The following is a 13,907-nucleotide window of genomic DNA, read 5'->3' on the forward strand; positions in this document are numbered from 1 at the left end:
ATGAAGTGGGTATATAGGATAATAATTTCTTTCACTTTCCTCTCCTTAATGGAAGGGGTGGAAAATGGATGTGTTTCAGCTCGTTTTTTTAACGATTCGAATCAAAGTCAAGTCAGGAATATTAGACTGACATCTCAAAAGGAGAGTGTACAAGTAAGCAGACAGAAGCCGCCAAAGGTTGATTTTGGTTTATCAAAAGAATACCACGACTTTGTACCCCACCGCCCGGAAGTAAAGCAGAAAAAGGTAAAACCGCCTGCCCCGAATCAGCTGTATAAACAGGTAAAGCTTTTAGGGATAAATGACCTCCATGGCCAATTGAATGTAACTCGAAAAGTAAATGGAAAACCGGTTGGCCGGGTAGACTATTTAGCTGCATATTTAAAACAAAGGGAAGCAGAGAATAAGAATACACTTCTTGTCCAAGTCGGGGATATGGTAGGTGCAAGTCCGCCAGTTTCAGCACTTTTACAAGATGAGCCAACAATCGAATTTCTGAACAAGATGGGTTTCACTATTGGGACAGCTGGTAATCATGAGTTTGACGAAGGTGTCAGTGAACTTCTCCGCCTCATACATGGGGGGACACATCCAAATACAGGAAACTGGAAAGGATCCATATTCCCTTGGATCGTCGCGAATGTGATTAATGGAAAAACGGGAAAAACCATTTTACCTCCCTATAAAGTAATCAAAGTAAATGGAATGCCGATTGGTTTTATCGGAGTGGTGACTACAGAAACACCTAGGTTAGTGGTACAAAGAGGTGTGGTTGGAATAAAGTTCACTGATGAAGTGGAGGCCATTAATCGGAACGTGGCCGAATTGAAAAAACAAGGTGTTAAATCCATTGTTGTTTTAGCCCATAATCCCGGGACTTCAGGTTCAAATGGAGAAAAACCGATAGGACAGCTGGTTAATATTGCGAACCGGGTGGACGATGAAGTGGATATTATTTTTGGCAGCCATAATCATGCCTATATGAATGCCATGATTAATAATAAATTAGTTGTCCAAGCCTATTCCTATGGAACGGCCTTTGCTGATGTAAATGTTGAGATTGATCCAAAAACAAAGGATATTGTCTCAAAACAGGCTGAAATTGTGACAACCTTTCAGGAAGGTATAGAACCGGACAAGGAAATAAAACGGCAGATTGAAGGTTACGAAGTGAAGGTTGACCCCATAATAAACAGGGTGATTGGATCGACAACGGTAGAGTTAACAGCGAATCAAAATGAAAGTGGAGAAATCTGTAATGGGCGACCTCATTGCGGATGCACAAAGAAAGCAAATGAATACAGATTTTGCGTTGACAAACCCTGGCGGAATAAGAGCAGATATTGATGCTGGTGATATAACTTGGGGTGAAGCCTATACCGTTCAACCTTTTAATAATGAATTAGTCAAAATGACAATGACAGGTAAACAAATTCGAGATGTACTGAACCAGCAATGGGGAGAAAAGACGCAAATGCTGCAAATTTCCGGTTTCAGCTATACGTGGGATCCGAATAAAGCTCCGGGAGATAAGGTCTTGAACATCAAATTGCCTGATGGCTCAGAGATTGACCCGAATAAAGCCTATTCGGTAACAGTGAATATCTTCCTTTCTGGAGGAGGAGATGGATTTACCGTATTTACCCAAGCGAAAAACAAAGAAATAGGGCAAGCTGACCTAGAAGCATTCCTCAATTTTCTCTCATCACAGCAAAAAACATTTACCTATAGCCTTCAGAATAGAATTCAAAGAGTTCAATGAATAATTTAGGGTGTCAGGCACCATGTGAAAAATTCACATGGTGCCTGACACCCTATCTTTTTTATTCGAAATTTTCGATTTTTACCTTTTTCGCTGGCTGGAAGTCTTCGCCTGTTTCCAAATAGCTTAGGGTTACTTTATCTCCTTCCTTTAAATAGATAACCATTGGTTCTTTTTCTGAAGAGATAATATAGTTCTTGTGGTTGTCAAGGAAAAAGGAGACAACAGTAAAATCACCAGATTTTTCTTTATAGACGCGCAATACCGTACCTGAAATTTCCTTTTCCTCAGCTTTTGAGCTGCCGTCGACAGTCCCTCGGCCACGCTGCAGGGCCGTTTTGTATTGTCTTAACGCTTCATTTGGGGTTATGCCATACACTGATATTTCTGGATTCGCCGCAGAGACGATAAAGTAATTTTGTAAGAAGCCATTGGAATCAAGAACCGGTGTCAGCCAGCTTGCCTCCCCGTAAAAGTTATAAAGAATCGACATCTTTCCATGCCATTTCTTTTCAATAAATTTCTTTTCGATAATCTGCAAGGCACCTTGTGAATCCATGTAGGATTCGCTAGGATTTCCGGTATAGTAAGTCGCTTTTCCGGTTCTTGCGTTTGTCAGGGAATATCCGAGCATCGAGTCCACATTTTTTTTAGGACTAGTGAAGTCGGTAAAATAGTACATGACTCCGTTTTCATCAAAAATCGGACTTACATTTGCCTCTGTTCCTTCATCTGAAGGGAGCTTCACGTCGGATTTACCAAATTTGCTATTCCAAAAGCCATGGATGTAGTTTCCGAAATAGCTGTTTTTCAAGCTAACCGCTTCAGGTGAGACGGCACCATCAATAAAATCAGGTATAGCAGATAAAGAATATTCCTTTGTCACACCTGTATTAGCATCAACGAGAACGATACCTTTAGCCGAAAATCCATTCCGTGCAGAAATAAAATCACCATAGGAACGGATATAATATGGTTTTCCATTCTCATCTATTTCTAACTGTACATCCCCATAAAAAATTTTCTTCGGAAATTTCATACGAATATGACGCTCAATATTTTTATTAAAATATGCAGAAGGTGTGTAAACCATTGTTGACTTAATAAATTTTGGATTAGCAGAAGAGTCGGTTGCGCTCAAAGAAAAATAGCCTGGAGTCTCATTTCCATTCCACCATTTGAAAAATCCCGAGAACTCTACAGGAGCAATATAAACATATTCTCCATTTATCTTTTGAATTTGGAGATTCCCGAGTTCATAGAAGCTAGTATTGGGAACTTGGCCAAATGCCTTTTTCATTTTGTTGCGGGCAAATTGTGGTGGAACACTGGCAGGTGTTTCTTTTTCATCAAAAATCTTAATTTCTACCTTATCCGTCATTTTTGCCTGATCATATTTTTCATTAGCATTAAAAATAAAGGCGGTTAGGAAGTAAACTCCTAAAAAAAGACTTCCAATGAAGAGAAGTGCTTTGAATTTTCTTTCCTTTCCTCTAGCAAATACTGCTCCCCCGGCTGTAAGGATAATTGCAAACGGCCATAAAGAAGATAGATTTCTGTCAAAATTACTAAAATAATAGAAGGCAGATACTAGTAGCATTACTATGACAATCCCAGTTATGAATGCTCCCATTTTTAGCTGTTTGCCATTTTTCTTACTTGAATGATCATTCCAATATATCGGTATTAGAACAAGTGCTGAAGCGATTCCAATAATTAATGAGAATATAAAAATGTTCCCCATAATTTGCCCCTCTCAATCATGTTTTCGTTTTGGTCTGTAATAATACGGATAAGGAAATGGAAAAGTTTCATAAAAAACTATCATGAGCCTCAACTCCCAACCCAACCATGGAAATAAATTTAGAGAACAAGCCGTAGTCACCTAATAAAGGCGGTGAGAGCAGAGCTAGACTTCACATCTTTCGTCTAGTGAAATGGGTATTTCACTTTAACTGGTTAAAGTGATTCATTTGTGCGGCGCTCCGCCCCTTTTCCATAGAAAAAGGTATCAGGCACCATTGGTGCCTAATACCTAAAAATATTATTTATTGATATGATTGTTCCAATTCATCAATCAGTGAGCCAACATAGGCAACTGCCTTACGGATTGGGTCTGAAGTCGACATATCCACGCCTGCGTGCTTTAATAGTTCAAGCGGCTTCATCGTTCCGCCAGCACGAAGCACATCAAGCCATCTATCTACGGCTGGCTGGCCTTCTTCCTGAATCATTTGCGCAACAGCTGTCGATGCCGTTAAACCGGCAGAGTAGGTGTACGGGTATAAGCCCATATAATAGTGCGGCTGGCGCATCCAAGTCAGGCTGGCACCTTCATCAATTTCAACCGTGTCTCCCCAGAATTCAGCAAGAACTTCTCCAGTAAGTTCGGTTAATGTTTTGGCTGTAAGGGCTTTGCCAGCTTCGGCGAGAGCGTAAACTCTACGTTGATATTCGGCTTCAAGCAAATGAGTAACAAAGTTATGATAATAGGTTCCTAGGAGCTGCAGGATTACCCAGCGACGCATCTGTTTATCTTCCGTTCCGGCAAGCAAATGCTGACCCAATAACATTTCATTCATCGTGGAAGGGGCTTCGACGAAATACATCGACGGACGAACATTCATGATTCTTTGATTTTTATTAGCTAAATAGAAATGTCCCGCATGGCCAAATTCATGTGCCAAGGTGAAGCAGCCGCGCATATTGTTCTGCCATGTAATCAGAATGTATGGGTGGGCACCGTAAGGGCTGGAGCAGAAGGCACCGGTTGATTTTCCAATATTATCGGATAGATCAACCCATCTTTCCTTAAAACCTCTTTCGATAATATCGCAGTATTCAGGTCCCATTACTTTTAGAGATTCCAAGATTACCTGACTCGCTTCTTCATATGTTGTTTTCGGATTGAAATCCGGATCCAATGGTGCTTTTAGATCGCAAAAAAGCATTTGATCCAACCCTAAAACCTTTTGTTTTAATTGGGCGTAGCGGCGCATATAGGGTGCCAATTCTTTATAGATAATGTCAATCTGATTGTTATACATTTCTACCGTTACCTGCTGCGGTTCAAGAAGCATATGTGTTACAGACTCATAGTTGCGTAAGCGGGCGAGGGTTTTTTGTTTATTGACTTCTGTTGCATATGATGCAGCGATTGTGTTTCTGTATCGCTTTAAAGTTGAAACGAAGGAGTCGTAAGCCTTCCTGCGGACAACAGTATCAGGTGAAAATTCGTAACGATTCTCAAATAAGGCAAATGAAACCGGAAGCTCATTTCCATCTGTATCCAGGATTGGTGCAAATTCCATATCAGCTAACTTAGTCATTTGATAGATTTGATAGGGCGCTCCTTGAAGTTCACCCAAAGCAGCTAGTGCTTCTTCCGTTTGCGCAGTAAGCTTATGTTTTTTGGATTCAAGAAGTTCGATCAAGTTTTTCCGGAAAGCCTCAAGTTCAGGTTCTTCCTGAAGGAACTTTTCAACCACTCCATCCTCAAAAGCAAGAATCTCAGAGTTGATAAATGATAATGCAGCGATACTTTTTGTACGCAATGCTGATAATTTTGCTGAATTTGCTTGGTTAACTGGGTCAGAACCATCGGCGGATTGTTTCAAATTCGCATATGTCCAGGCTTTAATAATTCTCATCGATAGCTGTTCTTGGGCCAATAAGCAATCTAACAGAACCCTCGAACTAGTATGTAATGTTCCTTTAAATCTATCAACCTGAACTATTTCTTGTTCAATTACCTCTAATTCAGCTTCCCAAGCCTGTTCAGATGGAAATAAATCAACTAGGTTCCATGTCAAGTGCTCTGGTATTTCAGAGCGAGTAAGCCGTTTTTCAACTGTTTTTGTCATTCTCAATCTCCTCCATCCAATCTTTCGTCTTACTAAATATTATTTTATATTATTTGAAAATTAAGTCAACAAATGCCTCGCTCCTCTCAGAAGTATGATATACTTTTCAGAAAAAGGGGGTAATGTAATTGGAGGAAACGGTAATGAAAGCAATTCAAGATGAGTATCCTGATGATTTTGCCTGGTGCTATGGATGTGGCCACTTAAATAATGCGGGTCACCATTTTCGGACTGGCTGGAAAGAGGAGCAGACCATAACGATTTATTCACCTAAACCAGAGCATCTTGCACTTCCAGGCTTTGTTTATGGCGGGCTTGTGGCATCATTAATCGATTGCCACGGAACCGGGTCGGCAGCTCTAGCACTCCATCGGAAAAATGGACATGAACCAGGAGAGGGAGTAGAACCACCTCGATTTGTCACAGCTTCTTTAAATGTGAATTTCCTTAAGCCAACACCAAATGGTGTAGCTCTAAAAGCAATTGGAACTGTACAGGAAATTCATCCGAAAAAATTTAAGGTTGAGACAGAAGTATATGCGAATGACACTCTTTGTGCCCGTGGAGAAGTCGTCGCTGTGGTTATGCCAAGTACCTTTTTGAAAAACGAATAACCCGGAGATCCTACTTGCTTCAGATTTGAAGAGAGTTTTGAGAAAAAATTTCCATTTTGAAACAAAAATCATCTCTGTTCCGTCTTATTAATAGGTATTGTTTTTTTTAAGGAGAGCGAACGGATGGATCATATAAAGAAAATAACGATTACACTGATTACCGTATTTGTATTAGGGGCATGTTTGATTGTAAGTAATTTTGGTTCGGCACTTTTTCAGGAGGGCAATCCAATACCCTTGATTGTATCTGCCTTGAAACTGGAATTTTCTGATACTGAATATGTGCAGTTTGCCAAAACAGAAAAACGAAATAGGTACCTATCAATAAATTCAGACAATAATCGATATGAAGTAGTTAAAGAATTTATGAACTCTAAAGGATGGAAGTATCAAGAACAAATGGGCTCCGGTTTAATCTTTTCTAAAAATGGTGAAGATGCAGTTGTAGAGGTCAGACAATTCTCAAGTAATTATTTTATTTGGGAGATTCAGAAGGCATTTTTCAACTAATACATACATTATCAGAACTAAAAAACCCCTAATCCACTTGCATTAGGGGTCATTTTTCTTATTTTTCATCTTCTGACTTGAAAAAATCCTCGACTAATTTCTCTAAGGGTTCCCATTCTTTTTCCCAGACCGATCCATCAACAGCCTTCAGCGAAAGAAGAGCACTTTCAATCAGAAATTTCCGTGGGCTCTTCGAGTCTAATAGTTCTTCTTCAATAAAGTCTAACAATTCCATGTATTTCGACTGTTCCTCGTTATGACGTAGTAAATTTTTCATCATATAGATAGAATGGTGGAGTTTTTTCTGGAATATTTGATCTGGCTTCCTACAATCAGGAAGCCAGCTTTCTAACTGCTCAGGCTGAATTAATTGTTCATCTGTTTCCGCCAATTCATCTACCAAATTTACCAAGCGCCTCACACTATAACGGACGACTTGTCCGATATTCGCATTTGTATCATGTGCGATATGGAAAAACTTGATGTTGTCACGTAGAAGTCCCATAAACATAATGGCACAATCTAACAAATAGGGTTTTTTAGTTTCTCCGAAGATGTCGAGGAGACGCTCGTAAATCCAACGGATATTATTTATCCGGCCTTGATCGATAAATTGTTTAAGGTCAATATCATTGGAAACCAAAACTTCTTCGAAAAGGGTAATTAATTTATTTTTACGATTTGTCTTTAATTGCAATTCAATTTGCTTAATAAAAATCTCAATATCAGTTCGATCTTGCCCGATAAGTAATTCATTTCGTTGTTTTTCTAAATCAGCATAGGTCATTTTGAAAATGGCGATCATTAATTCGCTTTTTGAAGAAAAATAATTATAAAATGTACCCTTTGAAATGCCGCTATAGTCTAATATATCCTGAATGGAAGTAGCCTGAAAACCTTTATCAATAAATAATTGATGGGCCATTTTGACAACGTGCTGTTTACGGTCATTCATACAATCACCTTGATTTCATATTGTACTACCTGTATAAATATATTTTACCTTATATTTTGTATCATTACAAATCCATAAATTACAGGATTTTTTTATTGCAAAAATTGTACCAGGAGTATATGATATGTAATTATGGAATAGTGGGATAAAAAATTGAACAATGAGTTTACAAGGGGGAAAACAATGGAACAGCCGATAAAAAAAACTGCTCGTCCACCGTACGGGATTATTGCTGTGCTAATGATCGGTGCTTTTATTGCAATGCTTAACAACACATTATTAAATATTGCACTGCCATCGATAATGAAAGACTTAAAGGTTGAAGCATCAACCGTTCAATGGCTTGCAACAGGTTTTATGTTAGTAAACGGAATACTGATTCCGGCTACTGCATTTTTAATTCAAAAATATTCTGTTCGACGACTTTTCTTAGCTGCGATGATGTTATTCACTATCGGGACAATACTTGCAGGCTTTGCCCATGTGTTTCCCGTTTTATTAGTGGGGAGGATGATTCAAGCCGCAGGATCTGCCATTTTGATGCCGCTATTAATGAATGTTATGTTAGTTAGCTTCCCAATAGAAAAACGAGGAGCAGCAATGGGGGTATTTGGTTTAGTTCTCATGTTTGCCCCTGCGGTTGGACCGACATTATCCGGATGGTTAATTGAACATTATGATTGGAGAATGCTTTTCCATTTTGTTACACCGATTGCCATTGTCGTACTATTAATTGGCTTCTTCTTACTTAAAGATAAAAAAGAAAAAATTGATATCCGACTTGATATATTCTCACTTTTACTTTCAAGCATTGGTTTTGGTGGTATCCTGTATGGATTTAGTTCTGCTGGTAAAAAAGGTTGGGATAGTCCAGAAGTATATGGGACGCTTATCATCGGGGTTATTGCTTTAGTGGTGTTTATTATCCGGCAATTAAAGCAAGAAAGACCTATGCTTAATTTCAGGATTTATAAGTATCCAATGTTTGCCCTATCATCGGTAATTTCAATGGTTGTTACAATGGCTATGTTTTCTGGAATGCTGCTAACGCCTATCTATGTGCAAACGATTCGCGGTATATCGCCGCTTGATGCGGGCTTAATGATGTTGCCTGGTGCGATTTTAATGGCCATTATGATGCCGATTACCGGGAAATTATTTGATAAGTTTGGCGGTCGGGTATTAGCCATTATTGGATTAACAATTACCATGGTAACGAGTTATTATTTTAGCAAATTAACGCTTCATACAACCTATACACACCTAATTATTTTATACTCTGTGCGGATGTTTGGGATGTCAATGGTGAATATGCCAGTTACGACAAATGGCTTAAACCAGTTGCCAGCTCGTGCCTATCCACATGGAACAGCGATGAACAGTACTTTGCAACAGGTATCTGGAGCGATTGGTACGGCGTTATTGGTAACAATTATGTCAAACCGTACGACAACACATGCAACTGAGTTAGGAAAAGCTGCGATGCAGCACTTAACAAAACAACCAACACCTGCAGTAATAGCAGAAATGAAACAGCAAGTTATGATGAAAGCAATGTTAGAAGGAATTAATGATGCTTTCTTGGTGACAGTCGGTATAGCTGCTGTTGCGCTTATCCTTTCATTCTTTATTAAACGGGCGAAACAAATCGAAGATACAAATGAAGTAAAACCGACTGCTAAAAAGATAGCAAAATTAGCAGGAAATTAATAGAAGTAAAGGGGTGACGATATTTGGTTACCTCTTTTTTTGTTTGTTGAGGGAGGTAAGTTTAACAAATTTGCTTTTTTACAGAAAAAAACTATTATTAATAGAAGATAAATTTCGAAGGAGGATTTTTGTGATGTTAAAGAATCATATCAAACAATACATATCAGAGCAAAACGGAGAAGGGATATCCATTTTTAAAGAAGAAAAAGAGTATATAGAAAAAAACAAGCTTGCTGAAGCTATCCAATTTGATGTTAAGGAACCTAACGTTCGATACATCGATGCTTATATTGAGCGTTGTGATAAATTATCAGAAAATATTATTAGGAATGAGTCTTCAGTGTTTCTAACCCAACCACTAGATTACCTGAAAAAGCATAAAAATGAATTTATTTATTTGGAGTCACAATGGTTTGATTTGATTGATGTTGAGGCAGTCTCTTTAGAGTTTGATGACGTATTCGGGACTTATGACGTTATGCTAGGTTTAAAGCTGCAGAAAAAATTTGATATATCGTTAAAGGATAATTTGAATACCCATTTACATGGAGATGAATCGAAATTTGATTTAATGTTTAGTCTTGATGACGGATTATGGAATTTAAATTTTGCCTTGAATTATGTGGAGGGATTTCAGGAGGATATTACAATTGGGGAAGCCTACCAATTAATTTACCATTTTTTATTTAAGCTAGTTGAAGCAGTGGAAAAAAATATGAAATAAAATGATATTCTTGACCACATAAAATAGAATGGATTTTAACAAAAGGGAGAGTTTGAAAGATGAGAGTTATATCCTTGTGTCCCAGCAATACAGAAATCATGGAATACCTAGGACTAACACATTTATTGGTAGGTGTGGATGATTTTTCGAATTGGCCAGCGACCATTGCCAGTTTGCCAAAGCTGGGTCCCGACTTATCGATAAACATGGATCTTGTTGAGCAATTACAACCGGACATAGTCCTTGCCTCATTAAGTGTGCCAGGTATGGAAAAAAACATTGAAGCTTTAAAGGAGCGAGGCATACCGAATATAATTTTAAATCCGCAAACACTAAGAGATATAGAGCAGGACCTCATCATAACTGCGAAAGCGCTTGGGAAAGAAGAACGTGGGGTGGAGGCGGCCCGACATTTTCGTACGAGGATTGAAAAGGTTAAACAACAAAGTGCAAATATTAAAAAGCGGCCTACTTTGTATTGGGAATGGTGGCCAAAGCCGATTTTTACACCAGGAAAAACAAACTGGCTTACAGAGATTTCTGAGGCTGCCGGAGCAGTAAACATCTTTCATGAGGTTGAATTAGCAAGTGTTCAGACGAATTGGGAGGATGTTCTAAGTCGGAATCCAGATTTTATTTGTCTTGCCTGGGTAGGAGTGAGAAAGGAAAAGGTTCAAAAAAGTATCATTAAAAAAAGACCTGGTTTCGAAAAACTTCAATTCTCAAATGATGATCAAATTCTTATTCTTGAGGAAGAACTATATTGTCGACCATCACCAAGACTACTTGAAGGATTAGAGAAGTTGTTTACGTTATTACATAAATAAACAGCCTTTGCATAAGCAAAGGTTTTTATTTATGAACAATCTTAATTAACTCACTTTAGAATAAAGTAGGTGCAGACAATTTTCCAAAATGAAGTTTTTACTAATCTAAAAATATCTTTACAAAATACCTGTAGGGGTATAAAATATTTCTTATAGTTCAAAACTTAGGAGGTTGAAAAAATTTTTTTACTCCTGATATACCCCATGTGGTATATAGGGATTGGATAATAAAGGAGATGAGTTTACTTGAGTACAAGCACAATTATTATGATCGTTATATTCATTGGATTTTTCGCATGGAGGCTTGTTCCTGTAAAAGGAGTACGAAACATTACAACTGATCAACTAAAAAATGAATTGGGAGATAAGAATAAACAATATATTGATGTTCGGACGCCAATGGAGTTTAAAGGACGTTTCATAAAAGGATTTAAAAATATACCACTTGACCAATTATCGAATAAAGCAGCTACTCTTTCGAAGGACAAAGAAGTTGTAGTCATATGTCAAAGCGGGATGAGAAGTACACGAGCAGCAAAAATCCTAAAAAAATTAGGTTTTAAACAAATAACAAATATTAAGGGCGGCATGAGCGCATGGTACGAAAATTAGGAGGAAAATACACATGAAACGTATGACAGCAAATGAAGTTGAACAAAAACTTAAAAATGGTGAACAATTAAACATTATTGATGTTCGTGAGGTGGCAGAAATTTCAACAGGAAAAATACCTACAGCAGTTAGCATTCCATTAGGATTAGTTGAATTTAAGATGCCGGATCTCGATAAAAAACAAAAATATATTATCGTATGCCGTTCAGGTGGTAGAAGCGCACAAGCAACATTATTCTTAGAAAGCTATGGTTTCGATGTAACCAATATGGATGGCGGTATGATTGCTTGGGAAGGCGAAGTTGAATAATAGGGGTCTACTTTAAGAAAAAGTAAAAACCAATGAGCCTTTACGAAAGGTGGAAAGCATAATGCTGAACGATACTAAAAAACAACAAGATTGCACTATTACTGGAACCTGAGGTTTAAGCCGCTCGAAAACGTCTAGGACCCATAGGGATACGGGAAAGGCACCCATTCCTATATGACCTGGGACGTTTGTATGGCTCCTGGTAGGAGGCATTTACCTTATAGTTAAAGCATGCAGTAAAATATAATAATTAAAGGAGAGGTTTTTAATGAATCAAATCACGGTTTATACGACCAATACTTGCCCCTATTGCACCATGTTGAAAAATTTCTTAAATACGCAAAACCTAGCGTACAAAGAAGTAAATGTACAAATGGATCAAACAGCAGCAAATAAACTTGTTGAAACAACAGGGCAACTAGGAGTTCCACAAACTGAAATTAATGGTCAATGGGTCCTGGGTTTTGATCCAGAAACAATCATGAATTTAGTAAAATAAAAATACAAAAAGCAGTGAAATTCACTGCTTTTTGTATTTACGGGATTATCTTTATTTTAATGAATGATGAGATATATGCTAATTCAATCGAGTTCCACTGGAAATTAATCGGTCTATTTAATAGAAGCATGACAAAGTGTCGTACTATGACTTTTTGTCATGCTTTTTTTTTGAATCATTTAAAACACTCTTTATTATTCTAGTTATAAAAGTTGGCATGGAAATTGCATATTAAATAATTGAATTCATAAAAATTTTAAACTAGGAGTGAAAGAAATGTTTAAGCTCAAAAAAATGAAAATAGGATATGGCCTGCCACTTTTAGCCACTGCATTATTACTAAGTGGTTGTGGATCCGATAAGCCAGCTGCCACGGATAAGCCCAAGGAAAACCAAGCAACGTCCGGTGAACAAACTGCAATGAAAACGTATGAACCACCTAGTATGGAAAAAGTACCAGAAGGGCCTCTAGGGGAATCAATTAAATTAGGATTTAAATTAATGAATGAAACCAATACGGCACTTCCAAACAATGTAGGAGATAATTTGGCTTGTTCAAGCTGTCACGGTACAGGAGGAACGGATTCAACCTCCCCTTTAACAGGTGTTACAGCCGTTTATCCAGCTTACAACCCACGCGCTGGAAAGGTTATGACGATTGAAGACAGGATCAATGGCTGCTTTAAAAGAAGTATGAATGGCAAACCACTTCAGGCAAACAGCGATGAAATGCGGGCAATGGTCTCATACTTAAACTATATTTCTACCGATGTACCAATTGGTATTAAAGAACGCCCTTGGGTAATTAAGAATTCACTACAAAATGTTCCGACTCCGGATCTTGCAAATGGAGAAAAGCTTTATCAACAAACTTGTTCCACTTGTCATGGTGCAGATGGCTCTGGGACAGGACCAACTTCTGGCCCGGCACTTTGGGGAAGCAAGTCCTTTAATATCGGAGCTGGAATGGGAAGAATCTCAACAGCGGCCGGTTACATCAAAAGAAACATGCCACTTGGCGAAATGGGTGGTATTAAACAAGGCAGTTTAACTGATCAACAAGCTGCAGATCTTGCAGGATTTATCCTTTCAAAAGACCGGCCTGATTTTGCTGATAAAGTTAATGACTGGCCTCAAGGAAATGCGCCTGCAGATGTACCATATGAATTGAAGAGTAGTAAAAAGTAGTTTTTATATATAAAGCTAGGACAAAAGTATGAGCTCTTGAATTTTTAATTCAAGGGCTATTTAAATAGTTTCATGAAATGATAAATAAGGAAGAGCAAGCAATATTCAAAAAACCTTCATAAAAGGTTCATAGAATCATCTTATTCTTTCTAAGAGGAAACGAAAATTATCTTATATAGTTATAGTGTAAACGTCAAAAATATCGGAGTACATCATGAAAATAAAATGGTTATTGGTTAACAGTAGGTGATAGCCGTGATGAAAAGCTTGCCGGTTTGAAAAAGGGATTAAAGGATTTGGGTTATTTAAGTGAATCTGAGAAGGGGACTACAG

General features: G+C 38.0%; 14 protein-coding genes. 11 read left to right on the forward strand and 3 right to left on the reverse strand.

Annotation, left to right across the window (positions count from 1 at the left end; all coding sequences use genetic code 11):
• Positions 1–1,347, forward strand: coding sequence for a metallophosphoesterase (locus RTR43_RS02770; RefSeq protein ID WP_312469493.1), 1,347 nt, complete (start codon positions 1–3; stop codon positions 1,345–1,347).
• Positions 1,259–1,762 (forward strand): bifunctional metallophosphatase/5'-nucleotidase, encoded by a 504-nt coding sequence (locus tag RTR43_RS02775; RefSeq protein WP_312469495.1) that lies wholly within the window; start codon positions 1,259–1,261, stop codon positions 1,760–1,762. Before RTR43_RS02770 ends, RTR43_RS02775 begins: the two co-directional genes overlap by 89 nt.
• Before the next feature lie 61 nt (positions 1,763–1,823).
• Here RTR43_RS02775 and RTR43_RS02780 read toward each other — a convergent pair whose 3' ends face one another.
• Both RTR43_RS02780 and pepF read right to left on the reverse strand, forming a co-directional pair.
• Entirely contained in the window at positions 1,824–3,506 is a 1,683-nt protein-coding gene (locus RTR43_RS02780) for a hypothetical protein (RefSeq protein ID WP_312469497.1), read from the reverse strand.
• A 304-nt stretch (positions 3,507–3,810) separates the two neighbouring features.
• A complete protein-coding gene (gene pepF / locus RTR43_RS02785; protein WP_312469499.1) occupies positions 3,811–5,625 on the reverse strand; it encodes an oligoendopeptidase F in 1,815 nt (604 codons plus the stop codon).
• Between the two features lie 143 nt (positions 5,626–5,768).
• Between pepF and RTR43_RS02790 the strand changes: the two genes are divergently transcribed.
• Both RTR43_RS02790 and RTR43_RS02795 read left to right on the forward strand, forming a co-directional pair.
• Entirely contained in the window at positions 5,769–6,239 is a 471-nt protein-coding gene (locus RTR43_RS02790; RefSeq protein ID WP_396954525.1) for a PaaI family thioesterase, read from the forward strand.
• Positions 6,240–6,362: 123 nt separating this feature from the next.
• A complete protein-coding gene (locus RTR43_RS02795) occupies positions 6,363–6,749 on the forward strand; it encodes a hypothetical protein (protein WP_312469502.1) in 387 nt (128 codons plus the stop codon).
• Positions 6,750–6,807: 58 nt separating this feature from the next.
• Here RTR43_RS02795 and RTR43_RS02800 read toward each other — a convergent pair whose 3' ends face one another.
• Positions 6,808–7,704 (reverse strand): TetR/AcrR family transcriptional regulator, encoded by an 897-nt coding sequence (locus RTR43_RS02800; RefSeq protein WP_312469505.1) that lies wholly within the window; start codon positions 7,702–7,704, stop codon positions 6,808–6,810.
• 183 nt (positions 7,705–7,887) lie between these two features.
• Between RTR43_RS02800 and RTR43_RS02805 the strand changes: the two genes are divergently transcribed.
• The 7 genes from RTR43_RS02805 to RTR43_RS02835 all read left to right on the forward strand — a co-directional run bounded on the left by RTR43_RS02805 (position 7,888) and on the right by RTR43_RS02835 (position 13,574).
• On the forward strand, positions 7,888–9,414 hold the full coding sequence (locus RTR43_RS02805) for a DHA2 family efflux MFS transporter permease subunit (RefSeq protein ID WP_312469506.1): 1,527 nt from the start codon (positions 7,888–7,890) through the stop codon (positions 9,412–9,414).
• 133 nt (positions 9,415–9,547) lie between these two features.
• Positions 9,548–10,138, forward strand: coding sequence for a branched-chain amino acid aminotransferase (locus RTR43_RS02810; RefSeq protein WP_312469508.1), 591 nt, complete (start codon positions 9,548–9,550; stop codon positions 10,136–10,138).
• 59 nt (positions 10,139–10,197) lie between these two features.
• The gene (locus RTR43_RS02815) at positions 10,198–10,965 is read left to right on the forward strand and encodes a cobalamin-binding protein (protein ID WP_312469510.1); all 768 of its coding nucleotides are present in this window, start codon (positions 10,198–10,200) and stop codon (positions 10,963–10,965) included.
• A gap of 267 nt (positions 10,966–11,232) precedes the next feature.
• On the forward strand, positions 11,233–11,577 hold the full coding sequence (locus RTR43_RS02820; RefSeq protein WP_312469602.1) for a rhodanese-like domain-containing protein: 345 nt from the start codon (positions 11,233–11,235) through the stop codon (positions 11,575–11,577).
• Between the two features lie 13 nt (positions 11,578–11,590).
• The gene (locus tag RTR43_RS02825; RefSeq protein WP_312469511.1) at positions 11,591–11,887 is read left to right on the forward strand and encodes a rhodanese-like domain-containing protein; all 297 of its coding nucleotides are present in this window, start codon (positions 11,591–11,593) and stop codon (positions 11,885–11,887) included.
• Between the two features lie 268 nt (positions 11,888–12,155).
• Positions 12,156–12,386 (forward strand): glutaredoxin family protein, encoded by a 231-nt coding sequence (locus tag RTR43_RS02830; protein ID WP_312469512.1) that lies wholly within the window; start codon positions 12,156–12,158, stop codon positions 12,384–12,386.
• 276 nt (positions 12,387–12,662) lie between these two features.
• Positions 12,663–13,574: a c-type cytochrome gene (locus tag RTR43_RS02835; protein WP_312469514.1), complete on the forward strand. Its 912-nt coding sequence runs from the start codon at positions 12,663–12,665 to the stop codon at positions 13,572–13,574.
• The last annotated feature ends 333 nt before the right edge of the window (positions 13,575–13,907 follow it).

This window comes from Neobacillus sp. (assembly GCF_031988165.1).
Classification (GTDB): Bacteria; Bacillota; Bacilli; order Bacillales; family Cytobacillaceae; genus Neobacillus; species Neobacillus rhizosphaerae.